Source organism: Kribbella sandramycini, from assembly GCF_013131805.1.
In the GTDB taxonomy this organism is placed as follows: domain Bacteria; phylum Actinomycetota; class Actinomycetes; order Propionibacteriales; family Kribbellaceae; genus Kribbella; species Kribbella sandramycini.
Window position 1 is genome coordinate 606,218 of the sequence record NZ_JABJRC010000001.1, and the last position, 26,176, is coordinate 632,393.

Here is a 26,176-nt window from a genome sequence, read left to right on the forward strand (position 1 = left end):
CGGGGGCCGCCATGCCCGGCGGCCCCGCAGGTGAGTGCGAACGGTCCTCGGGAGGGTAGAGGACCGCTCTACTCCCCCGTTCCCGCCTGCCCGCGACCACGGGCTGCCGTACTACGGGCGCAGCCACTCCGGCTCGGGCAACCGGCCGCGATCGAGCCGGCCGTTGTCGTCCAGCGGCAGCTCCTCGATCGGGATCAGGTCCGCCGGGACGAGATAGATCGGCAGCTCCTTGCCCAGGTCGAGCATCAGCCGGGCCAGGACGGCCGGGTCGCTGTCCTCCAGGACGACGTACCCGATCAGGCAGGTGTCGCCGGCCGGGTCGTTGTTCGCGACAACGACCGCGTCGATCACGCCGGGCTGGTCGGCCAGCACGTGCTCGGTCTCCCCCGGCTCCACCCGGTGGCCGCGGATCTTCACCTGATCGTCGGCGCGGCCCAGGTACTCCAGCGTGCCGTCCGGCCGCCAGCGGCCCAGATCGCGGGTGCGGTAGAGCCGGCCGCCCGGGTGCACCGGGTCCGGCACGAACATCAGCTCGGTCTCCTCGGGCCGCCCGAGGTAGCCCTGGGCAACGGCCGCGCCGCCGAGGTGGATCTCGCCGACCCCGCCGACCGGCACCGGACGCAGCGCCTGGTCGAGCAGCCGGACGGCGACGCCGTCCACCGGGCGGCCGATCGACGGCCGGTCCTCGGCCGGGTCGACCTCGTGGATCGTGGTCACGATCGACGCCTCGACCGGGCCGTACTCGTTGAACAACCGGCAGTCCGGATGCGCGTCGAGGAACTCGCGGACCTTGTGCGTCAGCACCATCGCCTCGCCGCCCGCGACGATCTCCCGCAGGGCGGGCAGCTCGGGCAGCCGGCGCATCGTGGCGAGCAGCGCGGTGAGCGGGCTGAAGGTCATGAAGAGCCGCTCGACCTGGTGATCGCGGAGCGCGGCGATCACGGCGTCCGGGTCGTAACGGTCGTCCTCGCCGATCAGCACGAGGCCGGCGCCGGACGCGAGCGCGGTGAACATCTCCTGAACGTGGACGTCGAAGCCGAACGACGTCCACTGCAAGGTGCGCAGGGAGCTACGCGTCCGCAGGTAGTGCCGGACGAGGTTGACCGGGCCGCGATGCGGGACCAGGACGCCCTTCGGGTTGCCGTTCGAGCCGGAGATGTAGATGCAGTAGGCGATGTCGTCGGCCGCGGCCTGAACGGGCGGCGCCTGCCGGGCCCGCGGATCGCCGTCGACTGCGGCGACCGGGACGAGCGTCAGGCCGAGCCGGTCCGCGAGCGCGGCGTCGTCGCCGACCAGGGCGACGGCGGCGGCGTCGTTCACCATGAACGCCCAGCGCGACTCGGGGACGCCCGGATCCAGCGGCAGGTACGCCGCGCCGGACTTCAGGACGGCGAGGACCGCGACGACCAGCTCGGTCCCGCGGGCCACCCGGATCGCGACGATCTGGCCGGGTTTGACGCCGAGATCGGCGAGCTGCCAGGCGACGGCGTTCGCCCGGCGGTCGAGCTCGGCGTACGTGAGCTCACGGTTGCCCTGGGCAAGCGCGACGGCGTCCGGCGTCCGGGCGACCTGCTGCTCGAAGAGCGTGTGCAGGCCACTCAGCTCACCGGCGACGACGGCATCGCGGCGGCTGCGGCCGATCGGGCCGACGGGCTCGAGGTCGCCTTCGAGCCGGCGGAGTGCCTCCAGGTCGGAGGCGATCGGCTGCATCAGCTGGGGCAGCCGGAGGCGGGGCTCGTTGGTTGCCCTGTGCAACACGGCCTGCAGGTAGTTGAGCAGCCGGTCGATCGTTGCCCGATGCAACAGGCCTTCGCGGTAGTCCGCCGTACAGGTGATGCCGGCGCCGTGGTGGGTCAGGCGCAGGCGCAGGTCGAGCGGCTCGGGGAGCTCGTCGTCGCCGTCCTCGAACTCGACCAGGACCTGGAAGAGCGGGTCGCGCTCCAGGATCGCGAGGTCGGTGCCGGCGTGCTCGAACGCGCCGGTCGTGACATCGCGCACGCGGTGTGCCAGCTCACCCAGATCGGGCTCACCGGACAGGTCGATCCGGATCGGCAGCGCGCGGCGCGGGGCCGCGGAGGTGTCGCCCTGCGGGCGGATCAGGGCCGATCCGATCGTGACGTCGTCCTGGGCGGCGAACCGGCCGAGGACCGTGCCGACGGCGGCCAGCATCGTCATCAGCGGGCTGACCTTGCGCTCGCGGCTGAAGACGAAGACCTCGTCGCCGAGCTCGTCGGTCAGCTCCAGTTTCACCGACGCGACCTTGCCGGTGCGGACGCCGTCCGCCGGGAGCACCAGCGGCTCGGCGCCGGCCAGCGCGACCTGCCAGTACCCGAGGTCGCGGCGCCAGCCCGCGACCGACGGAGCGACCTCCTGCTCGACGACCACCCGCCGCAGCTCACGCTCCCGCGGATCCTCGTCGACCAGCCCAGGCAACTCGTCATCCGGCACGTCGACCACAGCCACCGGCGCACCAGGATCGTCGATCATGTCGTCGGCAGCCTGGTCACCCTCAGGCATTTCATTGCCCTCGGCTACTTCTTCGTCCACAGGTACTGCCGGTTGCGTCGTCTGCACCTCGTTCAGCAGCGCGAGCTGCTCGCTCATCAGCTTGGTGACACCCTCGACGAGCTGACCCGCAACGCGCAACTGCTGCGACATCAGCGCAGCCATCCCACTCCCCGGCAGCTCGGCCGCACCCGTCGCGGCAGCAGCCTCGTCGACCTTCGCCGCCAGCTCCGCCAACCCAGAGCCGAGCACCGCGAGCGCCGTCCGCGGATCGTCCGTGTCGACGCCGACCTCAGCCACCGCCAGCTCGACGACCGGCACCGAAACCGCTTCCACCACAGGAGTTTCCGGCTCTTCGTTGCTCTCCGCAACTTCTTCTTCGGCGTCCGCGCGCGCGGTCTGGACGGCAACCGCGGTGGCCAGCTTGTGCGGCGTGGTGAATGCGCCGAACAGCTCACCCGGCGTCAGCTCGACGGTGAACCGCTCGTTGATCTGGTCGATCACCGGGGCCATCGACTCCGGCGTCGCACCCAGCTCGGCGAACGTGTGGTCGACGGTCAGGTCGTACGGGTCGAGCCGCAGCTCTTCACAGGTGAGGTCGAGGACGGCGTCCAGCGCGTCGCGGTAGCGCTCGGCGGACACCTCGTCACCCGACAGCGACCCGGCCTGGGCCAGGTAGTCGGCGTCGACCGAGTGCGTCTCGGCCGGGAGCGCGAACGGCGACTCCTCGTCGAGCTGCTCGTCGGCCGTCTCGATCTCGGCGACCTCAGCCGGCGGATCCAGCGGGATCCGCTTCACCGCGGCCGTCGACCCGACGGCCTGCGCCCGGGCGGCGCGCTCGAACGCACTCACCTGACTGCGGCCCTCGGGCGCCGCGGCCGTCGTCGCGGCCGGAGTCTCGATCGAGTGGTGCACCCGGCGGAACGGGTACGTCGGCAGCGGGACGCGACCGCTGAACGCGTACACCTTCGACCAGTTGATCTCCTGGCCCTGCTCGTAGAGCTCGGCCAGACCGTTCATGGTGGCGAGCACCGGATCCTGCCCGAGGCGCTGGGCCGGGATCCACGTGCTGTTCGGGGCGATGCGGCGCCCGGCCGGGCTGAGGACGGCGTCCGGGCCGAGCTCCAGGAAGCGGCGGCACCCGGCCGCGGTGACGGCCTCGACGGCGTCGCCGAACAGGACCGGCTGGCGCAGCTGGCCGACCAGATACTCACTGTCGAGAACCGTGCCGGACTCCAGCAGCTCACCCGACCAGCTCGACACCATCGGCGTCCGCAGCGGTTTCAGCGTGATCCCGCGGACGATCTCCGCGAAATCGGACAGGATCGGCTCGACCAGCGAGCTGTGGAACGCGCGATCGACGTCCAGTCGCTGGTAGGCGACCTGCAGCTGGTCGAGCTGCGCGGCCAACTGCCCGACGATCACCTCGGAGCCGCTCAGCACATAAGACTGCGGACCGTTGCCGGCGGCAATCTCCACACCGGAGGTGCGGGCCAGCTCGCGGACGCGATCGGCGTCGGCGCGTACCGAGACCATCGCGCCGGGCGCCGTCCCGCGCTGCATCAGCTCGCCGCGCTTGGCGGTCAGGCGGACGCCGTCCGCCGGCGAGAGGGCCTCGGCGACGCAGAGCGCGGCGTACTCGCCGACGCTGTGGCCGACGACGAGCGCGGGCTGGACGCCGAACGACTGCCAGAGCCGGGCGAGCGCGAGCTCGAATGCGAACAGCGCGGGCTGCGCGGTCTCGGTCGGCCAGACGCCGTCGGAGCCGGCTGGGGTGAGCAGCAGTTCGAGCAGGCTGCCGCCGGTCTCCTCGGCGTACACGCGGTCGCACTCGTCGAGGACGGACCGGAAGACCGGAAAGCGGGCCGCGAGCCCGGCGGCCATACCGCGGCGGGCCGCGCCCTGGCCGGTGAAGGCGTAGCCGAGCGCGCCGGGGCCGCCGCGCGGGGCCTCGGTCGCCTGCGCCGAGCCGAGTGCGTCGACGAGCTCGGCCTCGGTGCCGCCCGCGACGGCGATGCGGTGCCGATGCGCGGACCGGCCGAGCGCCGTCGTACCGGCGAGGTCGATCAGGCGATGGCCGGTGCCGTGGCCGAGGTCGGTGCGGTACAGCTCGACCAGGTCGGTCAGCGCGTCGGGGTCGGGGGCCGAGAGCGGGAGGACGACGGGGCCGTCGTCACCGCGGCGGACCTGGCGCGGGGGCTCTTCGAGGATGACGTGGGCGTTCGTCCCGCCTTCGTCGAGGGCGCTGACGCCGGCCCGCAGCGTCGTACCGGACTCCCAGTCGCGGGCCTTGGTGCCGATCGTGAACGGGCTGCCGTCGAGGCCGAGCTCCGGGTTCGGCTTGCGGTAGTTGATCGTCGGGACCAGCATCCGGTGCTGGAGCATCAGGATCGTCTTGATCAGGCCGGCCATCCCGGCGGCGCTGTCCAGGTGGCCGATATTCGGCTTCACCGAGCCGATCGTGCAGAAACCGACCTTGTCGGTGTGCCGGCGCAGCGCCGCCGACAGCGCGCGCACCTCGGCGGCGTCGGCCGGGCCGCTGCCGATCGCGTTCGCCTCCAGGTAGCTGAGCGACTCGGCCGCGAACCCGGCGCGCTGCAACGCGCGCTCGATCAGATCGGCCTGATTGCCGCCCGGGGCGTCCTCGCTGCTGACGGCGGTGCCGCGGATGACGGCGTACACGGTGTCGCCGTCCGCGACGGCCTGGTCGAGGCGCTTGAGCAGGACGGCGGCGACGCCGTTCCCACCCACGGTGCCGTCGGCGGCCGCGTCGAACGCGCGCGCATGACCGGACGGCGAGAGCACCTCGCTCGGCTCCGGACCCGTTGCCTGCGGCACCTGCACGGCGGCGGCGCCGGCCAGCGCGAGGTCGGCGTCACCGGAGCGCAGCGCCTGGCAAGCCAGATGGACGGCGACCAGCGACGACGACCACGCCGACTGGACGCCGATGGCCGGGCCGGTCAGCCCGAGCCGGTACGCCACCCGGGCCGCGAGCGAATCGCGGGGCTGCGGCCGGCGCCCGTACAGGTTCATCCCCGAGCCCGCGAACACGCCGACCCGATTCGTCGTACCGCCGTACCCGCCGTGCTCGAGCGCCTGGTGGCACACCTCGAGGAACAACCGCTGCGCCGGGTCCATCAACTCGGCCTCGCGGTCACTCAACCCGAAGAACTTCGCATCGAACGACTCCACGTCGTCCAGCACCCCACCGGCCGGCCCCACACTCTCGACCCCGCCGACCAGGTTGTCCCAGAACACCTCCAGCGTCTCCGCCCCCGGGAACCGCCCAGCCAGCCCCACCACAGCAACCCCGTCAACAGCCCCCTTCCCACCCCGCCCCGCCTGCCCCGCAACCTTCCCACCCGGCTCAGCCACCAGCGCCCCCACCGCCGCCAGCCCCCGCCCAACCGCCCCCGCAACCTTCGCCTGCTCCTCCGAGCCGGCAGCAGCCAGCTCGACCTCGGCGTCCGGCGCCCCATCCGCAACCACGGGCTGGGCGGCGGACGCCGCAACATCCCCGTCGACCGACTTCGCCTGCGTCTCCAGGGACGGCTCGCTCGACGACTCCTCCGCCGGCGCGGACGCACCTGCCTCGGACTGCTCGACGGCAGCCTCTCCAACCTCAGCTACCTCAGGCCCGACAACGCCAGCCGCCTCGGCATCGACCAGCTCGCTGGCAGCCTGCTCGGGATCCACCGGCTCGTCGAAAGACTCAGGCTCCCCGACCTCAGGCTGCTCCACCTGAGCATCCGAGCCGACAACCGCCTCCGGCTCAACAGCCCGCTCCTCCGCAGCAGCCGGCTCCACGGACTCAGGCCGCTCAACGGCGACCTCCGCGACCTCGACACCTTCGGACCGGGCGGCGACAGCAGCCGCCGCGACCTCGGCCGGCCGTACGCCCTCCAGCCCCACCGCGAGCTCGACTGCCTCGGCCTGAGCGACGGCCGGTGCCGCGACCGGCTGTACGCCGTCCAAGCCAACAGATTCCGGCCGCTCCACAAGCGCAGGCTCGACTGCCTCGGACTCGTCGGCGACGAATGCTGCAACCTCACCCGCCTCCGCCGGATCCGCCTGCTCACCTGAGGCTGCGGACGACTCGGCTGTCGCCTCATCCGCGAGAGCGGGCTCGACTGCCTCGGCCTGAGCGACAGCCGGTGTCGCGACCTCGACCGACTCGGAGACGACGTCCGCACCCACGGACTCCAACTGCTCCGCAGGGCCAGCCTCGACTGCCTCGGCCTGGACGGCGGCCGGAGCCTCAGGCTCGTCCGTCCCGGGCGGGAGCTCAGCGTTCGCGGCTTTCGCCGGCGTCTCGTCGGCGGCGGTTGCCGCAACCTCGCCCGCCTCTGCCGGGGTCCCCTGCGCGTCTGAGGCTACGGACGACTCGGCTGTCGCCTCATCCGCGAGAGCGGGCTCGACTGCTTCGGCCTGGACGGCGGCCGGAGCCTCAGGCTCGTCCGTCCCGGGCGGGAGCTCAGCGTTCGGCGCTTTGGCCAAAGTCTCGTCGGCGGCGGGTGCCGCAACCTCGCCCGCCTCTGCCGGGATCCCCTGCGCGCCTGAGGCTGCGGACGACTCGGCTGTCGGCTGCTCCGCGAGAGCTGGCTCGCCTGCTTCGGACTGGGCAGCGGCGGGTACGGCGACCTCGGCCGCCTCGGCCGGGTCCGCATGCGCGTCTAGGGCCCCGGACGGCTCGGCTGCCGGCTGCGCCGCGGGCTCGGCCGCGGCGACGTCCTCGGCGTCCGACTCCGGGGCGGCGGCCGACTCGTCTGTGTGAGCAGGCTGCGCGACCTCGACCGGCTCGACCCGAGCGACCGGGACCTCGACTGGCTGCGGCTCGACGGCCGGTTCCTCCGCGGCACCCGGGTCTGCGGGCTCGGACTGCTCGGCGTCCGGCTCCGGGACGGCGGCCGGCTCGGGTGCGGTCGGATGGGTGACGCTGGTGGACGAGAGCTCGGTGTCTGGGCCTGTTGTTGAGGTCTCGTCGGCGGCGGCTGGTACGACCTTGTCCGGCTCGGCCGGGGTCGCCTGCGCGGTCGGCTCGGCTGCCGGGTGCTCCGCGAGAGCGGGCTCGGCTGCGTCTGACTGGGCGGCGGTGGATGCTGCGTCCTCGTCCGGCTCAGCCGGGGACACCTGCGCGGCAGGCTCGACTCTCGGCTGCTCCGCTCGCGTCGGCTCGGCTGATGCGGGCTGGTCGACGGCCGGGTCGGCGTCCTCGGTCAGCTCAACAGGTGTGGGCTGCTCGGCGACGGCAGGTGCTGCGCCGTCGGCTGAGTCGACGGCGGCGTTCGGGACTGCGGGTGCGGGTGTTTCGGGCTGCTCGGCAGCGGGCGCGCCCGCCTCGGACGAGAGCTCGGGGTTTGAGGTTTCGGCTGGGGTCTCGTCGGCGCCCGCGGGTGCTGCGTCCTCGTCCGGCTCAGCCGGGGTCGTCTGCGCGGCCGGCTCGGCGGTCGGCTGCTCCGCGCGGGCGGGCTCGGGCGATGCGGGCTGCTCGACGGCGGCGTCGGCGTCCTCGGTCGGCTCGGCGGCGGTGGGCTGCTCCTCGGCGTCCACCTGCGCCGAGTCCGCCTGCGCGGCCGGGTGTTCGGCCGTCGCGGCGGGACTCTCTGCAGGCTGGGGCTGGACGGCGATGGCTGCTGCGACCTCGTCGGACTCGACCGGGGTCGACTGCGTGGCGGGCTCGGCGGTCGGCTGCTCCGCGGCAGGAGTGTCCACTGCGTCGGGATGCTGGGCGGCTGCTGACGTCTCGTCGGCGGCGGGTGCTGCGACGTCGTCCGTCTCAGCCGGGGTCACCTGCGTGGCCGGCTCGGATGTCGGCTGCTCCGCGGCGGGAGTCTCCGCTGCCTCGGAATGCTCGGCGGCAGCGGGTGCCTCGGGTTCGTCTGACTCGACCGGGGTCGGCTGCGTGGCGGGCTCGGATGTCGGCTGCTCCGCGGCGGCAGGAGTCTCCGATGCCTCGGGGTGCTCGGCGGCTGGTGAGGTGTCGTCGGCGGCGGGTGCCTCGGGCTGATCTGGCTCGGCCGGGGTCGTCTGGGCGGTGGGCTCAGGCGTCAGCTCGGTGTCGGGGTTGGGTGGGGTTAGGAGTTGGGTGGGGCGTTGGGGTGGGGTGGGGATGGAGTTGGCGAGGGTGCGTTGCCAGGCGAGGCGGATGACGGGGAGTTCGGTGGTGCGTTCGGTGGGGTCTTCGTCGGAGGGGGTGGTTTGGGTGTGGGCGGTGGCTGATTCGGGGCCTTGGCCGGTCGGGCCGGAGAAGGGGGTGGCGCCGGCGGGTTCGATGTGGGGGTGGGGCGGGGTTTCGAGGGTGCCGTCGAGCCAGCGTTGTTTGAGGAGGGGGCGGAGGACCTTGCCGCCGGGGGTGGTGGGGAAGTCGCGGCGCGGCACGCCGACGACCTCGGCGGCCAGCTGGAGGCGGGACTGGATGAGCGAGCGGATCGCCTGGTCCATGCCGGGGACGGAGTCGGGGGTCAGGGCGTAGAAGACGACGAGGCGGTCGGTGCCGGCTTCGGTGTCGGCGACGCCGCAGGCGGCGACCAGGCCGTGTTCGGCGCCGACGACGGTCGCGGCGACGGCTTCGATGTCGTGGGCGTAGTAGAGCTTGCCGCTCATGATGATGCGTTCGCTGTCGCGGCCGGTGATGACGACCTGGCCGCCGGTGATGAAGCCCTGGTCGCCCGTGGCGAGCCACTTGCGGGCCGGCCAGTTGCCGACGGGGAACGCCGTCCGGTCGGCTTCGAGGTTGCCCAGGTAGCCGGGGGTGACGCGGGCCGAGGCGACCTGCAGCTGGCCGATCCGGCCTTCGGGCAGGACGGCGCCGTTCGGGGCGACGATCCGCACCGTCGTACCGGGGGCGGGCGCGCCGACCGAGACCAGGCTGAGGACGCCGGGCGCCTCCGTCCGCGGTTTGCCGGGGCGCGCGACCGCGACCTTGCCGCTGGACGGGCGCTGGTCGACCCACTCGACGACGCCGGTCGGTGGGACGCGGACGCGATGGACGTTCGGCGTCAGGCCCGGCCGGGCGAAGGTGATCCCGGTGACCGTCTCGGTCATCCCCCAGGCCGCGACGAACGTCTCCGGTACGACGCCGAAGCGGTTGGTCAGCCGGAGGAACTCCGACATCACCGGCACGGTGATCTGCTCACCGCCGCTGACCAGACTGCGCAGCGCGGACAGATCCCAGTGCCGATCCGGCTCCCCCGCGATCGCCTGCGTCGCGAGCCGGTAGCCGAAGTTCGGCGACCAGGAGTGGTTGACGCGGTGCTGGTCCATCAGGTCGAGCCAGCGCAGCGGGTCGTCGAGCACCCAGCGGGTGTTCACGTGGATGTTCGTGCAGCCGGTGAACACGGGCAGCAGATGGTAGAGCAGGAACGCGCCGCTCTGGTCGAGCGGCAGCCAGTTCAGCGTGGTCTGCCCGGGGCGGACCGGCAGCATCGCCGGCGTACCGGCGGCGAACTCGACCAGCCCGCGGTGCGTGAGCTGGACGATCTTCGGCGCGCCCGTCGTCCCCGAGGAGAGCATCAGGACGGCGACGTCGTCCGCGGCCGGGCGGTGGAACTCGTTGGTCGGCTCGTGCCCAGCCAGCGCATCCGGGTCGAGGACCGGGAGACCGAGGTCGTCGGGCAGGTCGGAGGGCCGGCCGATCAGCACCGTCCAGCCGAGCAGGTCGGTGACGGTGCGCAGCCGCTCGCGGCCGGACTCCGTACGGTCGCCCTCGAGCGAGGGGGCCATCAGCAGCGGCCGGATGCCGCCGAGCGTGCAGGCCCAGAATGCGGCGAAGAACCCGACCGGCTCGGTGCAGTGCACGACCGCGGGGTCGCCGGCGCGGACGCCGTTCGCGCGCAGGCCGGCCAGGATCCGGGCGGCCAGCTCGAGCAGGGTCGGGAAGTCGAGTTTGGTCTCGCGCCCGTCCGGGCCGATCTCGACCACCCCCGCGGCGCCGAAATCGCGGGCCGCGCGCAGCAGCGCGCTGGGCAGGTCGCGCGGGTAGCCCGCGGGAATCATCAACGCCGGCCCGGTGCTGATCGCGGGCCGGTCCGCACTGCTCCTCACCACGCCCGCCGCACCGCCAACGGAGTCATCTCAGCGCCGACCACGACGGCGCGAGCCGGTCGATGACCCACGGACAAGCGCCTCCCCAACTGGACGGAGCCGGGCTCAGGGCACACCCGTCTCGCTCTCACCGACACGTTGCCCCGTGAACTTTCGGCCTGCCGGACCGATGTCGTGACCAGGCGGACCCGGTGCGTCATCGTGCCGACCGACAGCCGTGAACCCTACCAGCCGGGACGGGCCGAAACCGAGCCCGTTCCAGGCAGCGAAGAGTTAAGAATTCCACCGCCCCGCCGACACCGTTCTCAACGACTGGGGAGCGAGTCGGATACGGCCCCGTGACCAAAGAGCAATGGCTGAACAGCCGTCCAGAAAAGGGGATGGCGCGCACCTGGCTCCAGCGCGGGCGGTCGCCGGAGCCTCGGGCCGGTTCAGGCCCAGGTCACATACAGGTCCCACCTACCGCCGTTCGGCCGGCACTCCCATTCGGTGATGGAATCACTGTTGGCCAGGGCGCGAGCTTTGGCTCCACACGCGGAGGTGGTGTCGTAGGTGTTGACGTAGGAGTTGGGGCTTGCGGCGGCCACGGCGGGGAAGACGGCGGCGATTCCGCCCGCGAGCGCCACAGCGGCCAGTGCGGATGCGGTGCGTCGTTTCAAAGACAAGTGTCTCTCCTCAATCTCAAGTTACTTGGAGTGATTGACGGAGACAGACGGTAGCCGGGCGGACCCGAGCCGCTCAACGTATTCGATCCAGCTTGAACGATGGTGGGCTGTGAGGGACTCGAACCCCCGACCCCCTCGGTGTAAACGAGGTGCTCTAACCAACTGAGCTAACAGCCCGCGTGACGCGACCGGAGAAGCTTACAAGAGATCGGCCCCCAGTTCTGCCAGCGCCGCGGCGTAGTCGTCCGGGTTCCGGGCGTCGGGGTTCGGGTTCAGGACGGTCCAGCGGATGACGCCGGCGGCGTCGATGACGAAGGTGCCGCGGCGGGCGGCGCCGCGGGCGGGGTCGAAGACGCCGTACGACGACGCGATGGCGCCGTGCGGCCAGAAGTCGGTGAGGAGGCCGAATTCCAGCCGCTCGGCGTCGGCGTACGCGCGCAGGGTGAACATCGGGTCGCAGGAGACGGCCAGGAACTCGGCCGCGCGCAGCAGGGCAGGCCGGTCGCGGAGCGCGGCCAGCTCACTCGTGCAGACGCCGCTGAAGGCGTACGGGTAGAACACCAGGACGACGGGGCGGCCGGCGTACTGCGAGAGCCGGATCTGCTCGCCGTGCTGGTTGCGGGTCGTGAAGTCGGGTGCCCGGCTGCCGACGGCAGCGGTCACCTCAGCCCCGGCGGCCGGACTTCGGCACCACCAGCTTGGTGGCCGACCAGTCGTCGGTGACGCTCAGCGTGCTCGTCGTGGACAGCCCGGCGGTCGGAGCGGCCTCGGCGATCTCGCTGCCCTCGACGTATCCGTCCCGGCCGACCTTGGGGGTCATCAGCCAGACGACGCCACCGGCCTTGAGGTCGGTGAGGATCTCGAAGAAGGCGTCGACCAGGTCGCCGTCCTCCTCGCGGAACCAGAGCAATACGACGTCGACCACCTCGTCGGTGTCCTCGTCGACGAACTCCTCGCCGGTGACCTCCCGGATCGCGTCGCGCAGATCGTCGTCGCAGTCGTCGTCGTAGCCGATCTCCTGGACGATCCAGCCGGCCTCCAGGCCGAGCCGGGCGGCCATGTTCGGCTGCTCCTTGCCGTCCGCGTGGTCCGCGGTCGCGCTCACAGGTCCTCCTCCGTGGTCCCCGATTGCCCGGGGTTAGACGTCAATAGCAGTAGTCCATCGTGACGTACCGCGTCGCGCAAGTATGCACGAGGTATCCGTGACGTGTCCGGTATCCGCGTGCCGGGCACTGTCCGTGTCCGCTCAGTTCACGCTCCGGCAACCGTATTCACGCTCCAGGGAGGACCGAAGTAGAACGCATTCCGAACAGGTGACAGGATTGCGGTGAAGACAACCAGAGAGAACGGCAGGACACCGTGGCTTCCGGACACGAACCACCAGCCATCATCACCGAGGGGATGCCCACCCAGCTCCCCGACATCGACCCCGACGAGACACGTGAGTGGGTCGAGTCGCTCGACGCCGTGCTGGACGAACGCGGCAAGGCGCGAGCGCGCTACCTGATGCTCAAGCTGATCGAGCGAGCCCGGGAGCGACAGGTCGGCGTGCCCGCGCTGCGGAGCACCGACTACATCAACTCGATCCCGCCCGAGCGCGAGCCGTGGTTCCCCGGCGACGAGCACATCGAGCGCCGGATCCGGGCCTTCATCCGCTGGAACGCCGCGGTGATGGTGAGCAAGGCCAACCGCAAGGGGCTCGAGGTCGGCGGTCACATCGCCACCTACCAGTCCGCCGCGAGCCTGTACGAGGTGGGTTTCAACCACTTCTTCCGCGGTAAGGACCACCCCGGCGGCGGTGACCAGATCTTCATCCAGGGGCACGCCTCCCCCGGTATGTACGCGCGCGCCTTCCTCGAGGGCCGGCTGACCGCCGACCAGCTGGACGGCTTCCGCCAGGAGGTCTCCCGCGGTCCGCACCAGGGCCTGTCGTCGTACCCGCACCCGCGCCTGATGCCGGACTTCTGGGAGTACCCGACGGTCTCGATGGGGCTCGCCGCGCTGGACTCGATCTACCAGGCGCGGTTCAACCGGTACCTGCACCACCGCGGCATCAAGGACACCAGCCAGCAGCACGTCTGGACGTTCCTCGGCGACGGCGAGATGGGTGAGCCGGAGTCGCTCGGCGCGATCGGCCTGGCCGCCCGCGAGGAGCTCGACAACCTCACCTTCGTGATCAACTGCAACCTGCAGCAGCTGGACGGCCCGGTCCGCGGCAACGGCAAGGTGATCCAGGAGCTGGAGGCCTTCTTCCGCGGCGCCGGCTGGAACGTGATCAAGGTGATCTGGGGCCGCGAGTGGGACGCGCTGCTCGCGCAGGACCACGACGGCGCCCTGGTGAACAAGATGAACACCACGCCGGACGGCCAGTTCCAGACCTACTCGGTGGAGTCGGGCGACTACATCCGGAACAACTTCTTCGGCGGCGACCAGCGGCTGCAGGCGATGGTGCGGAACCTGTCGGACGACGACCTGCGCAAACTGCCCCGGGGCGGGCACGACTACCGCAAGGTGTACGCCGCGTTCAAGAGCGCCACCGAGCACGTCGGCCAGCCGACGGTGATCCTGGCCCAGACCATCAAGGGCTGGACGATCGAGGCGCTGGAGGGCCGCAACGCGACCCACCAGATGAAGAAGCTGACCTCGGACGACCTGAAGACCTTCCGCGACCGGCTCTACCTGCCGATCGAGGACAAGGATCTCGAGGACGCCTACAACCCGCCGTACTTCCACCCCGGCAAGGACTCGCCGGAGTACCAGTACATGATGGAGCGGCGCTCCCAGCTCGGCGGTTTCCTGCCCGAGCGCCGGGTCAAGCCGAAGACGCTGAAGCTCCCGGGCGACGACGTCTACAAGCCGCTCAGCAAGGGCAACCACCAGCCGGTGGCGACCACGATGGCGCTCGTCCGCCTCTTCCGGGACCTGATGAAGGACCCGGAGATCGGTCACCGGATCGTCCCGATCGCCCCCGACGAGTACCGCACCTTCGGCATGGACTCCATGTTCCCGACGGCGAAGATCTACTCGCCGCACGGCCAGCAGTACGAGGCGGTCGACCGCAACCTGCTGCTCTCCTACAAGGAGTCGCCGCAGGGTCAGCTGCTGCACGAGGGCATCAGCGAGGCCGGCGCGATGGGCTCGATGATCGCGGCCGGGACGGCGTACGCCACCCACGGCGAGCCGATGATCCCGTTCTACATCTTCTACTCGATGTTCGGTTTCCAGCGCACCGGCGACTCGCTCTGGGCGCTCGGCGACCAGCTCGGCCGCGGTTTCGTGATCGGCGCCACCGCGGGCCGGACGACGCTGACCGGCGAGGGGCTCCAGCACGCGGACGGCCACTCCCCGCTGCTCGCCTCGTCGAACCCGGCGGCCGTGCACTACGACCCCGCGTTCGCCTACGAGGTGGCGTACATCGTCAAGGACGGCCTGCGCCGGATGTACGGCTACGGGCTGGACAACGACAAGCCGTACGGCGAGGACGTCTTCTACTACCTCACCGTCTACAACGAGCCGGTCGCCCAGCCGGCCGAGCCGGAGAACCTCGACGTCGCGGCCCTGCTGAAGGGGATGTACCGCTTCGAGGAGTACCAGACGGCGTCGGGTGACGACGTGCCGCGCGTCCAGCTGCTCGGCTCGGGTGTCGCGCTGCCGTGGATCCGCAAGGCGCAGCAGATCCTCGCCGAGGAGTACTCGGTGGCCGCCGACATCTGGTCGGTGACGTCCTGGAACGAGCTGCGTCGCGACGCCGTTGCGGCCGAGGAGCACAACCTGCTGCACCCGGACGAGCCGGAGCAGGTGCCGTTCGTCACCGAGCAGCTGAAGGACACCAAGGGCCCGGTCGTCGCGGTCAGCGACTTCATGCGCGCGGTGCAGGACCAGATCTCGCGCTGGGTCCCGAACGACTACACCTCGCTCGGCACCGACGGCTGGGGCCTGGCCGACACCCGCGCCGCGGCGCGGCGGCACTTCCAGGTGGACGCCGAGTCGGTCGTGGTCGCGGCGCTGCAGATCCTCGCCAAGCGCGGTGACGTGAAGCCGGAGGTTGCCGCCGAGGCGGCCCGCAAGTACCGGATCGACGACCCGACCGCGGTCGCCGGTGTGAAGCAGGAGGGCGCCGGCGCCTGATCGCCGTCGTCCGGAGAGCGGTCCACAGCCTGGCTGTGGGCCGCTTTCATTTGTCCTGTCCTTCGACCAGGATCGAAGGCAGATGACTGCGCGGGCAGGCACTGCTAGGTTCCGGGGCGCACGGGGATACGGGGAGTCAAAAGCAGTACCGTCCTCGAACCGGAGCCATTCGATTGTCCAGGAAGTTCGTTCTCCTCCCGCTGATCGCCGCCCTGATCGCCGGCGCAGGAGTCACCGCGGTGGTTCTCACCTCGAACGCCGCCTCCCAGCAACCGGCGCCGCAGAGCGCCCAGACCGGCCAGACCGCGCAAGCGGTGGCCACTCCGACGCCGCGGCTGCGGCTCGTCTGCCCGAAGGTCGCGAACCCGGTCGCCGGGCAGACCGTGACGTGTCGCTACGAGGCCGTCGGCGCGACGCCGACGAAGCCGCCGACGACCAAGCCGACGCCGAAGCCGACCGTCACTCCGACCACCAAGCCGACACCGCCGCCGACCACGAAGCCGACCGTGCCGCCGACGACGAAACCGGTCGGGCTGCTCGGCTGGCAGCTGACCACCAAGAACGTCGGCCTCGCGCCGCACGGCCTGAGCTGCGCCTCGCTGCCGCTGTACACCGGTAGCGCCAAACCGGCAGCCGGCACGGTCCTCTCGAAGGTCCGCATCGAGCAGCCCCTCGACCTCAGCAACGGGCGGATCACCGTCGACAAGTCCTGTATCAAGCCGAAGTCGACCGGCTACCACAACGCGTTCCTGGTCACCACGACCGTCTGCGCCGCCAACTGCAGCGCGACCAAGGAGGGCCAGGTCGTCATCCGCGACTCCGAGATCGACGCCTCGCAACTGCCGGCGGCCAAGATCGCCGGGTCCTGCGCCTTCCTCGGCGTCGGCACCCTGCAGCGCAACCTGATGCACGGGATGGGCTCCGGGATCTGCTTCTTCGAGACCGGGACGACGCACTCCGCGCTCGCCGAGCAGAACTACGTCTACGGACTGCGCTCCCACGGTGAGTCGCACAACGAGGCGGCCACCATCCGCGACTTCCGGGACGCCGCTGGGCGCACGGTCAAGTTCGTCAACAACCGGCTGGACTGCTCCAGCGGTAACGAGACCGGCGGGCTGTTCATCCAGCCGACCTGGCTGCCGATCCACAACGTGCATATCGAGGGCAACTACATCGAGGGCGGCGGCTACAACCTGTACGTCGAGAAGACCGGTAAGGCGTCGTACGGGAACGTGAGCGCGGTCAACAACCGCTTCCGGCCGACCGGCTGGGGCCCGCTGGCCGTTCCGTCCGGGCCGGGATTCACCCGGTTCGACGGCAACTTCCGCTTCAGCAGCACCGCGGCCGACGCGAAGGGCGCGCCGGTCAAGCTGTAAACCGCAGGCGGGCCCACCACCCTGTGCACGGGGAGGTGGGCCTGCCGTCATAATCTGCCGACCGATCGGTGGACGGCCGGCAGCAGGTGCGGCCGGGGCCTGGGGGACCCCGGGCCGACCCTGTCGGTGGGTGCCGCGGGCGCTGGCGACTGTGGGCGCCCAGTGGCGGATCTACCCGGCGAGCTCCAGTTCGGCGGTGCGTTCGGCGGCTTCGAGCTCACGGACCAGCGGGAGCACCCGGGCGCCGAAGTACTCGATCTCCTCCTGGAAGTGCAGGAAGCCGCCAAGGATCAGGTCGACACCGCGCCGGCGGTAGGCGACGATCCGTTCGGCGATCTGTTCGGGGGTGCCGATCAGCTGGGAGCGGAAGCCGTCGTTGTACTGGACGAGATCCTCGAACGACGAGTCGGCCCACATCCCCTTGCCGTCGGGCGCCGACCGGCCGGCCTGGGTGACGGCGTCCCGGAACCCTTCGACGGCCGGTTTGTTGGCCTTGGCAACGATCTCGCGAAGCGTTTCGCGGGCTTCCTTCTCGGTGTCCCGGGCGATGATGAACCCGTTCAGCCCGAATTTCACCTCGCGGCCGCCGGCCTCCTGCGCGCTGCGCCGGACGTCGAGCAGCTGCTCGGTGACGCCGTCGAAATCCTTGCCGTTGGAGAAGTACCAGTCCGAGTGCTTGCCGGCGTTGTCGCGGGCGGCGGTCGAGTTACCGCCCTGGAACAGCTCGGGAACGACACCGGGTTTCGGCTTCAGCGTGAAGTCGCGGATCCGGTAGAAGTCGCCGGCGAACTCGACGTGGTCCTCGGTCCAGAGTTTGCGCAGCACCTGCAGGAACTCCGCCGATCGCCGGTAGCGCTCGTCGTGCTCCAGCCAGGGCTCGCCCAGCGCGGTGAACTCACCCTTGAACCAGCCGCTGACGACGTTCACCGCGAACCGGCCGCCGGACAGGTGGTCCGCGGTCGCGCCGAACTTGGCCAGGACGCCGGGCTGCCACAGCCCGGGGTGGACGGCGGCGATCACCTTCAGCCGTTCCGTTGCCAAGAGCAACGCCAAGCTGAAACTGGTCGACTCGTGCTGGAACTCGGCGCCGTAGCTCGCCGTGTACCGGACCTGGCTGAGCGCGTACTCGAAGCCCACCCGCTCGGCCGTCTGCGCGAGCTTCTTGTTGTACTCGTAGTCCCAGCTGGTCCGCTGCTCGATGTCACTCGTGACGAGGCCGCCGCTGACGTTCGGCACCCAGTAGGCGAACTTGATCGCGTCCGTGACGCGCTCGGTCGACATCAGGAATACCAGGTCGGCTCGGGCAGCTCGCCGACGAGCACGTTGCGGCCGACCTCACGGCGCTTGTAGGCGACCGGGTCGTGCAGCGTGTGCGTCCGGACGTTGCGCCAGAACCGGTCGAGCGCCTCGATACTCGCCGTCGAGCGGGCTCCGGTCACCTCGAAGATCCGGCTGGTCACCTCGAGGGCGACCTCGGTCGCCCGGGCCTTCACCGCGGCCACGCGCACCTCGTGCTCACCGCGCTGCTGCTCGGTGACCTCCCAGGCGTTGGCGTGGATGACCTGGCCCTCCAGCGCGACCGCGTCGGCCAGCGCCTCGACGGCCCACAGCTTCGACTGGAGGTCGCCGTACGCGTCGATCACGTACGGCTCGTCGACGGCCTGGGAGTGCCCGCCGTGCAGCCAGGAGCGGCTCTTCTCGCGGGTGTAGGTGACCGCGGTCTCCAGCGCGCCGCGGGCGATGCCGAGGTAGAAGTTCACGAAGACCAGCTGGATGGTCGGGACGTTGAGCGTGTTGTAGACCCGCGGCTGGAAGGTCTTGCCGACGAAGCCGGCCGCCTGGTCCCAGTTGACGCGGACGTGGTTGAGGCTGACGCTGCCGCTCTCGGTCAGCCGCTGACCGATGTTGTCCCAGTCGTCATGGAAGGTCAGGCCGTCGATGTTCGACGGGACGATCACGAAGACGTGCGTGCCGCTGTCGTCGAGGGTGCCTTCGAGCACGGTGACGTCGGAGACCTTGCTACCGGTCGAGAAGCTCTTGCGCCCGTTGAAGCTGAGCGTGTCGCCCTCGTCGGTGACGACGACGTCGGCGTCCCGCGGGTTCACCGCGCCGCCGAAGAACCACTTGTTCTTGGTCGCCTGCTCCTCGACGGCGGCGATCTGCTCCTTCGTCCCGACCAGCCGCGCCGCCCAGAACCACAGCAGGTGGTAACCGAGCAGCTGCCCGATCGAGCCGTCCGCGGCCGCGACCGTCCGAATGACCTGATAAGCCGTCGGCCAGTCCTGGCCGCCGCCACCGTGCTCCCGCGGCCCGAGCAGCGTCACGAGGCCGGACTCCTTCAGCAGCCGAACCTCCTCGTACGGCGTAGCGCCGGCCCGATCACGATCGGCGGCGTCCACCGCAAGCACGGCCGCGACCTCGGCCGCCCGCTGGATCCACTCCTGCGGCGTACTCGGCGCCACATCGGACAGCGCAGGGCGAAGCTCTGACGTAGACATAGGTGTTTCTCCTTGTTCCCAGGGGATTCCGAAAGGGTGGGGTTGGGGCCGACCGCTGGAATCAACACGCCTGGGAGGCGACGCGCAGCAGGTCGATGTGGCGCCGCTGCACCAAGATCAGCTCGCTCGTCATAACCCCATTCTCAACCAATCAACTAGACATTCGTCAACAACCCGGTACCCCGTCTCATCCAATGGACCTACCCTCGATCCATGCCCGCACTGATCGCACCGGACGCCGCCTTTCAGAACTCCTGGCTGGAATCCCGCGCCGAATGGGGCTCAGCCACCCAGCACGGCTCCGGATTCCACGAGGACGAACACGACGCGGAAACCACCGAGGGATTCGCGGCCTGGGTAGGCCACCTGCGACAGCGCAGCGACGACGACACTCCTCTGCCGCCCGGGTCCGTGCCGGCCACGTACTGGTGGATCGTCGAGGGCGACGAGTACCTCGGCGCGATCACCCTGCGCCACCGACTGACCGACCGGCTGCTGGAGGGTGGCGGGCACATCGGGTACGGCGTCCGCCCGTCGGCCCGGGGGCGCGGGCTGGCCGGCTGGGCGCTCGGCGAGATCCTCGCCCACGCGCGCGGGCTCGGGCTCGGGAAAGTGCTGGTGACCTGCGACGACGCCAATCCGGCGTCGGCGCGGACGATCGAGCGCAACGGCGGCATTCTGGAGGACGTGCGGGAGACGTGGCTCGGGCGAACCAGGCGGTACTGGATCACGCTGTGACGAAACGTCCCGGCAGCCGTTGCCGGGACGCGGCACTCTCGCTTAAACTTTCGGAAAGCAGAAGGTATCTCTGATATTTCGAAAGGTGGGTGCCGGCGGATGCGGGTCGCGGTGGCGGGGCTGGGGGATATTGCCCGGGCGGCTCATGTGCCGGCGCTGGTGGCGCATCCGGGGATCGAGCTGGTGCAGCTGGTGGATCCGGAGCCGGCGCGGCGGGCGGCCATGGCCGGGGTGGGTGTGCCGGTTGCGGAGACGGTGGATGTGGGGGCGGTGGATGGGGTGGTGCTGGCGACGCCGCCTTGGGTGACGCCGGAGTTGGTGGTGGAGTTCGCGCGGGCCGGGTTGTTCGTGCTGGCCGAGAAGCCGGTGGCGACGTCGGTCGAGGCGGCGAAGATCTACGAGCAGCTCACTGCGGCCGAGCGGGCGCGGGTGCAGGTCGGGCTGACGTATCGGCACGATCCGGCGATCGCGCAGCTGACGACGTGGATCGCCGACGGCACGCTCGGCTCGCCGGTGCTGATCCGGGCGCACATCTACGACGAGCAGTTCCGGCCGGACGACGCCGAGCACACCGCCCGGATCACCGCGACCCTCGAGCACGGGATGCCCGTCGTCCACGAAGGCGCGCATGTCTTCGACTGGCTGACGCACCTGCTCGGCGCGCCGCCGATCGGTCTGGACGACGCCTGGTCGGTCCGCACCCGGCCGGGTCTCCCCGCGCCGAACCTGGTCGGCGGCCGGCTCAGCTACCCGGGCGGGCACCAGGCGCTGGTCGAGTTCGGCTGGCTGACCAGCGCGCTCCCCCGCTGTGAATTGACCGTACTCGGCGACCGCGGGCTCGCCGTCCTCGACGGTTTCACCTTCGACCTGAAGCTCGTCACCGCCGAGGGCGAACGCGTCGTCCGCTTCCCCGGCGACCGGATGACCCGGTGTTTCGAGCGCCAGCTCAACCGCTTCGTCGCGCTGTCGGTCGGCGGGCCCGCCGAGCCGTCCCTGGACGACGGCATCGCCGCGCTGCAGACCGCACAACTTCTCGCCGGGAGGGCCGGATGACCTTGCTCCGCTGGCACCACAGCAACCGCGCCGTCCTCACCGAGACGTTGCCCGAGGCAATCGTCCTGCTGCCGATCGGCGCCACCGAGCAACACGGCCCGCACCTGGCGACCGGTACGGACTGGATGCTCGCGCAGGCCGTCACCGAGCAGGCGGCAACACTGGCCCACGAGCGGGTGAGCCGCCCGCTCGTCCTCGCCCCCGCCCTCCCGTACGGCGCTTCCGACCATCACCTCCCCTTCGGCGGCACGCTGTCGCTGAGTCCGGAGACCCTCCTCGGGCTCCTCCTCGACCTGACCCGCTCACTCGCGGCGTGCGGCGGCAAACGACTCGTCATCGTCAACGGCCACGGCGGTAACGTCGGGATCTGCGCGACCGCCGCCTCCGCAGCCGCCAACCGGTACGCCGTCAGCGTCGCCCACCTCGACTACTGGCGGCTGGCCCGGGATCTCGGCGACACCCCCGCCCCAGGGCACGCCGGCGTCTTCGAGACGGCGCTGATGCTCGCGCAGGACGAATCCTTCGTCGCCGATCGAGCACCACGCCAGGAGCCGCCGGCGAACCCGGCCGTCGACGACGTCACCCTGCACGACGCCGACAGCTGGCGGCGCATCGACGGCTACACCGACCACCCGGAACACGCCGACGCGGCCACCGGCCGCGTCTGGTTCGACCAACTCGCCACAGCACTGGGCGACCGGCTCATCACCCTCGCGGAGGCGTTGTGATCGACTTCCATACCCATACCCCGGCCTGGGAGACCGCGACCTGGCTCGGCGGCGCGGCCTTCGGCGCCGACGAGTTCGTCGCCTTCATGGACGGCGCCGGGATCGAGCGCGCGGTCGTGCTCAGTCACGACGGCCTCTTCGATCCGACGCCGGAGTCGAACGACCAGCTCGCCGAGTTCGTGCACAAGTACCCCGACCGGTTGATCGGGTTCGGCACCGTCGCCGTCCGCCGCAAGAGCGCCGTCCAGGAGGCCGAGCGGATGGTCGGCGAGCTCGGCCTGCGCGGCCTCAAACTGCACCCGTGGCTACAGGGTTTCAGCATGCACGAGCGCGGGCTGGACCCGATCTGCGAGGTGATCGCCGGGGCCGGCGGCGTCCTGCTCGTCCACGACGGCACCCCGCCGTACTCGACCGCCGGCCAGATCGCCGCGCTGGCCCGCCGGCACCCCAAGCTGCCGGTCATCCTCGGCCACGGCGGTCTGCACGATCTCTGGCGCGAGTCGCTGGCGATGACGCAGGAGACCGAGAACCTCTATCTCTGCCTGTGCGGCACACCGCCGTACGCCGCGCGCCGCATCCTCGCCGAAGCGCCGCCGCACAAGGTCATCTTCGGCACCGACGCCGGTCTGTCCGAGCAGGCCAGCCAGGACTACGCCGTCGCCAGGGTCAAGGAGATCGACGGCTGGGGGATCACCGCCGCCCAGCGCCGCGCGATGCTCATCGACAACCCGCGCCGCCTGCTGGACCGCACATGACGACGATCGCGGCCATCCAGACCGCCCCGGTGAGTCTGGATGCCGACCCCGAGCTGCTCGTCCGCGGCGCCCGCGGCGCGCACGACCGCTCCGACTTCCTGCTCGTCCGCGTCATCACCAGCGACGGCGTCGAGGGGTACGGCGAGGTCAGCGCGACGCCGCTGTGGTCCGGCGAGGACGGTACGACGGCCGATCACTTCATCCGCACGGTGATCGCACCGGCCCTGATCGGCAGTCCGTTGACCCCGGTCGGCGCGGCCGACGACCTGATGGACAAGGTGCTGGCCGGCAACCCGTTCACCAAGGCCGGCGTCTCGATCGCGTTGTGGGACGCGTACGCGCGGACGCTCGGCGTCCCGCTGGCGGTCGCCCTCGGCGGGCCGTACCGGACCGAGATCCCCATCAAGCTCTCGCTCTCCGGCAACGGCGACGACCTGGAGCGCGCGTATCGCGCGGCCACCGCTGCCGGGTTCGGCGCCTTCAAGGTGAAGGTCGGCCTCGGTCTCGAAGGCGACCTGCAGCGGGTCCGCCACGCGCGTGAGCTGGCCGGCGACGCGTTCCTCGGCACCGACGCGAACGGCGGCTGGACGCGCGCGGACGCCACCCGCGCGATCCCCGAGCTGGCCGCGCTGAACGTCGACTTCGTCGAGCAACCGCTGGAGCCGCGCGACCTGCACGGCCTGCGCGAGCTGCGCCGGCTCGGCCTGCCGGTGATCGCGGACGAGTCGGTCTTCGGCCTGCACGACCTGGTCGACGTGATCGGCGCGGACGCCGCCGACGTCGTCAGCCTGTACGTCGGCAAGAGCGCCGGCCCCGGCCGCGCCGTCCGGATGGGCGAGGTCGCGGCCGCGCACGGGCTCGACGTGCTGATCGGCTCGAACGGCGAGCTGGGGATCGGCGCCGCCGCCCAGCTGCACGTCGCCGCCGCCCTGCCCCGATTGTCGCCGTACCCGAGCGACATCATCGGCGCCCACTACTACACCGAAGACGTGCTGGCGAAACCGCTCGACAGTGACGGCCGGCTGGTCCGGCTGAGCGATGAACCCGGCCTGGGAGTGACCTTGCGAGCCGACCTGTTGCGGGAGTTCCGATGATCGTCGATGTCCACGCGCACACCCCGACCCACCGCGACGCGGTGCCCGACGACGAGCGGCAGGTGTACACCAACTGGCGCAACGACCGGCCGGTCGTCACCACCAACTCGTGGGCCGATTACGACGAGGCGATGTCCGCGGCCGACGTGTCGATCGTGTTCAACATCGCGGTCGACGACCCGCTGGCCGCGACCGGCGTCCCGTATCCGCCCGAGCGCTGTAACGACGCGACGGCCGAGTTCGTCCAGGACAACCCGTCGAAACGGATCGGGTTCATGTCGGTGAACCCGACCCGGCCCGGCGCGCTCGAGGAGGCGGACCGCTGTCGCGACCTCGGCCTGGTCGGGGTGAAACTCGGCCCGAACTACCAGAACTTCGATCCGCTCGGCGAGCCCGCGCTGGCCTTCTACGCCTACTGCCAGCAGCACGCGCTGCCGATCCTGTTCCACTCCGGCGCCTCGCCGATCCGCGAGGCCCCGCTGCGCTACACCTACCCGCTCGTCACCGACGAGATCGCGCTCCGGTTCCCCGAGCTGCGGATCGTGATGGCGCACATGGGCCACCCGTGGAGCCGCGAGACCGTCGTGACGATCCGCAAACACCCGCACGTGTACGCCGACGTCTCGTCGATCTACCTGCGGCCGTGGGTGCTCTACCAGTCGCTGATCAACGCGGTCGAATGGGGCGCGGCCGACAAGCTCCTGCTCGGCTCGGACTTCCCGATCGCGAACACCGCCGAGGCGATCACCGGGCTGGACACGGTCAACGACATGCTCCAGGGCACCAAGCTGCCCCGGGTGCCGGACGAGGTGATCGAGAACATCATCAACGCCGACGCCCTCGGCGCGCTCGGATTGAAGGCGCCGCGATGATCATCGATGCGCACTGCCGGATCGGCGACGGCCGCGAGGTCGAGCTGAAACCCGCCGAGCTGATCGCGACGATGGATGCCCTGGGCATCGATCGGGCCGTGGTCGCGCCGGGTGAGCGCTGTACGGCGTACGACAATCGCGAGGGTAACGAGCTGACGGCCGTGGCCGCCGCGGAGTCCGGCGGGCGGCTGCTCGCCTACGCCGTGGCCAACCCCTGGCGCGGCCGGGCCGCGATCGACGAGCTCGACCGCGCGCTGGATGCCGGCGCCGTCGCACTCGCCGTCGACTCGACCCTGCAGGGTTTCGACCTGCTCGACGGTCTGCTCGATCCGCTGCTTGACTTCGCCACCGACGCCGGCTGGTTCGTCTACGTCCGGACCGGGACGCCGCCGACCGCGCTGCCGTTGCCGTTGGCAACGTTGGCCCGGCGGCGGCCGGAGCTGCCGGTCATCATGGGCAAGAGCGGCGCGACCGACTTCTGGATCGACGCCGTCCCCGCGTTGCTGCACGCGCCGAACCTGTACGGCGACACGGCGTACGCCCCGTGGGACACAGTTCTCACCGGCTTCCAGAACGAACCGGGGATCGGCGCCGAACGGCTGATCTTCGCGACCGACGCGCCGTACACGGTGCCGGTCGCCGAAGTGGACCGGATCCGCGACTGGCCGCTGGACGCCGATCGCAAGGCCGCGGTCTTCGGCGGCAACCTCGCCCGGCTCCTCGCCCATCAGTGAGCTCTTAGGAGATATGACAATGGCCACCACCGAGATCGGGTCCGAGCGGCCCACCGACGACGTGGCGCTGCTGGTGCGCGGCGTCTCCCCTGTGCTCGAGGTCCCGTTCACCGCCGACGGCGAGGTCGACTACGCCGGTTTCCACCGCGTCGTCCGCTACGTGCTGGGGACCGGTGTCAGCAGCGTGATGTTCCCCGGGTTCGCGTCGGAGTTCCACAAACTCGCCGAGGACGAACGCAGCGCGCTGACCGAGATCCTGCTGTCGTACACGCGGGAACGCCCGGACGTCGCCGCGGTGATCGCCGTCCAGGACCACGCCACCCGGCTCGCCGCGCAGCGCGCGATGGAGTCGGTGGCGGCGGGCGCCGACCTGATCAACCTGCTGCCGCCGCACTTCCTCGCGCCGTCGCGGCGGGCGCTGGCCGACCACGTCCGGACGGTGCTGACCGCGATCGCCCCGGCGCCGATGGTCCTGCAGTACGCGCCGAGCGAAACCGGCACCAGCCTGGATGCCGAGCTGCTGCGCTCGATCGCCGCCGACCACCCGAACCTGCGCCTGGTCAAGGTCGAGTCGAGCCCGCCCGGCCCGCTGATCGCCGACCTGGCCGCCGGCACGCCGGCCCTGCCGTCCCTGGAGGGGTACGCCGGCGTCCAGCTGCCCGACGCGATCCGGCGCGGCGCGGTCGGCACCCAGCCGGGCTGCTCGCTGACCGAGATCTACGTGGAGATCTGGCGCCGGTTCGCGACCGGTGACGAAGCCGGCGGTGACGAGCTGCACCGGCGGTTGTTGCCCTACATCTCCTACTGGATGCTCGACACCGAGCGCATCATCGCGGCGGAGAAGCTGATCTCGGTCCGGCGCGGCCTGTTCAGCAGCGCCTACTGCCGCGAGCCGGCCCATCACCTGGACGCCGAGGAGGTCCGGATGGTCGACCGGGTGCTCGCGGAGTTCGCGGAGTTCCTGCCGCCGCTGGGTTGAAGAGCGCC

General features: G+C 71.0%; 17 protein-coding genes and 1 tRNA gene. 10 read left to right on the forward strand and 8 right to left on the reverse strand.

The window, feature by feature from the left end; translation table 11 throughout:
- Positions 1–111: 111 nt before the first annotated feature.
- The 5 genes from HPO96_RS02640 to HPO96_RS02660 all read right to left on the reverse strand — a co-directional run bounded on the left by HPO96_RS02640 (position 112) and on the right by HPO96_RS02660 (position 12,318).
- On the reverse strand, positions 112–10,551 hold the full coding sequence (locus HPO96_RS02640; RefSeq protein WP_171670669.1) for a non-ribosomal peptide synthetase/type I polyketide synthase: 10,440 nt from the start codon (positions 10,549–10,551) through the stop codon (positions 112–114).
- Between the two features lie 428 nt (positions 10,552–10,979).
- Positions 10,980–11,213 (reverse strand): hypothetical protein, encoded by a 234-nt coding sequence (locus HPO96_RS02645; protein WP_171670671.1) that lies wholly within the window; start codon positions 11,211–11,213, stop codon positions 10,980–10,982.
- 100 nt (positions 11,214–11,313) lie between these two features.
- Positions 11,314–11,390: transfer RNA gene (locus HPO96_RS02650), tRNA-Val, on the reverse strand.
- A gap of 21 nt (positions 11,391–11,411) precedes the next feature.
- Complete coding sequence (locus HPO96_RS02655; RefSeq protein WP_171670672.1) at positions 11,412–11,876, reverse strand: redoxin domain-containing protein; 465 nt, start codon at positions 11,874–11,876, stop codon at positions 11,412–11,414.
- A 1-nt stretch (position 11,877) separates the two neighbouring features.
- Entirely contained in the window at positions 11,878–12,318 is a 441-nt protein-coding gene (locus tag HPO96_RS02660) for a DUF3052 family protein (RefSeq protein ID WP_171670674.1), read from the reverse strand.
- Between the two features lie 254 nt (positions 12,319–12,572).
- Here HPO96_RS02660 and aceE point away from each other — a divergent pair, with 254 nt between their 5' ends.
- Together aceE and HPO96_RS02670 are read left to right on the forward strand one after the other, a co-directional pair.
- Positions 12,573–15,341, forward strand: coding sequence for a pyruvate dehydrogenase (acetyl-transferring), homodimeric type (gene aceE, locus HPO96_RS02665; RefSeq protein WP_171670675.1), 2,769 nt, complete (start codon positions 12,573–12,575; stop codon positions 15,339–15,341).
- A 173-nt stretch (positions 15,342–15,514) separates the two neighbouring features.
- Complete coding sequence (locus HPO96_RS02670; protein ID WP_171669882.1) at positions 15,515–16,717, forward strand: hypothetical protein; 1,203 nt, start codon at positions 15,515–15,517, stop codon at positions 16,715–16,717.
- A gap of 171 nt (positions 16,718–16,888) precedes the next feature.
- On the opposite strand, the gene sfnG is transcribed toward HPO96_RS02670, so the two are convergent.
- The 3 genes from sfnG to HPO96_RS39850 form a co-directional block, all read right to left on the reverse strand.
- Positions 16,889–17,998, reverse strand: coding sequence for a dimethylsulfone monooxygenase SfnG (gene sfnG / locus HPO96_RS02675; RefSeq protein WP_171670677.1), 1,110 nt, complete (start codon positions 17,996–17,998; stop codon positions 16,889–16,891).
- Positions 17,998–19,215 (reverse strand): acyl-CoA dehydrogenase family protein, encoded by a 1,218-nt coding sequence (locus HPO96_RS02680; RefSeq protein WP_171670678.1) that lies wholly within the window; start codon positions 19,213–19,215, stop codon positions 17,998–18,000. The genes sfnG and HPO96_RS02680 overlap by 1 nt, the downstream gene beginning before the upstream one ends.
- 61 nt (positions 19,216–19,276) lie before the next feature.
- Positions 19,277–19,348, reverse strand: coding sequence for a putative leader peptide (locus tag HPO96_RS39850; RefSeq protein WP_420371457.1), 72 nt, complete (start codon positions 19,346–19,348; stop codon positions 19,277–19,279).
- A gap of 80 nt (positions 19,349–19,428) precedes the next feature.
- Here HPO96_RS39850 and HPO96_RS02685 point away from each other — a divergent pair, with 80 nt between their 5' ends.
- From HPO96_RS02685 to HPO96_RS02720, 8 genes are all read left to right on the forward strand, one after another.
- On the forward strand, positions 19,429–19,953 hold the full coding sequence (locus tag HPO96_RS02685; protein WP_171670680.1) for a GNAT family N-acetyltransferase: 525 nt from the start codon (positions 19,429–19,431) through the stop codon (positions 19,951–19,953).
- A gap of 99 nt (positions 19,954–20,052) precedes the next feature.
- A complete protein-coding gene (locus HPO96_RS02690) occupies positions 20,053–21,006 on the forward strand; it encodes a Gfo/Idh/MocA family protein (RefSeq protein ID WP_171670681.1) in 954 nt (317 codons plus the stop codon).
- A complete protein-coding gene (locus HPO96_RS02695) occupies positions 21,003–21,734 on the forward strand; it encodes a creatininase family protein (protein WP_171670683.1) in 732 nt (243 codons plus the stop codon). The genes HPO96_RS02690 and HPO96_RS02695 overlap by 4 nt, the downstream gene beginning before the upstream one ends.
- Positions 21,731–22,489 (forward strand): amidohydrolase family protein, encoded by a 759-nt coding sequence (locus tag HPO96_RS02700; RefSeq protein ID WP_171670685.1) that lies wholly within the window; start codon positions 21,731–21,733, stop codon positions 22,487–22,489. Before HPO96_RS02695 ends, HPO96_RS02700 begins: the two co-directional genes overlap by 4 nt.
- Complete coding sequence (locus HPO96_RS02705; protein ID WP_171670686.1) at positions 22,486–23,583, forward strand: mandelate racemase/muconate lactonizing enzyme family protein; 1,098 nt, start codon at positions 22,486–22,488, stop codon at positions 23,581–23,583. Before HPO96_RS02700 ends, HPO96_RS02705 begins: the two co-directional genes overlap by 4 nt.
- A complete protein-coding gene (locus HPO96_RS02710; RefSeq protein WP_171670688.1) occupies positions 23,580–24,455 on the forward strand; it encodes an amidohydrolase family protein in 876 nt (291 codons plus the stop codon). The genes HPO96_RS02705 and HPO96_RS02710 overlap by 4 nt, the downstream gene beginning before the upstream one ends.
- Positions 24,452–25,189 (forward strand): amidohydrolase family protein, encoded by a 738-nt coding sequence (locus HPO96_RS02715; RefSeq protein WP_171670689.1) that lies wholly within the window; start codon positions 24,452–24,454, stop codon positions 25,187–25,189. Before HPO96_RS02710 ends, HPO96_RS02715 begins: the two co-directional genes overlap by 4 nt.
- Positions 25,190–25,208: 19 nt before the next feature.
- Positions 25,209–26,168 (forward strand): dihydrodipicolinate synthase family protein, encoded by a 960-nt coding sequence (locus HPO96_RS02720; protein WP_171670691.1) that lies wholly within the window; start codon positions 25,209–25,211, stop codon positions 26,166–26,168.
- Positions 26,169–26,176 lie beyond the last annotated feature (8 nt).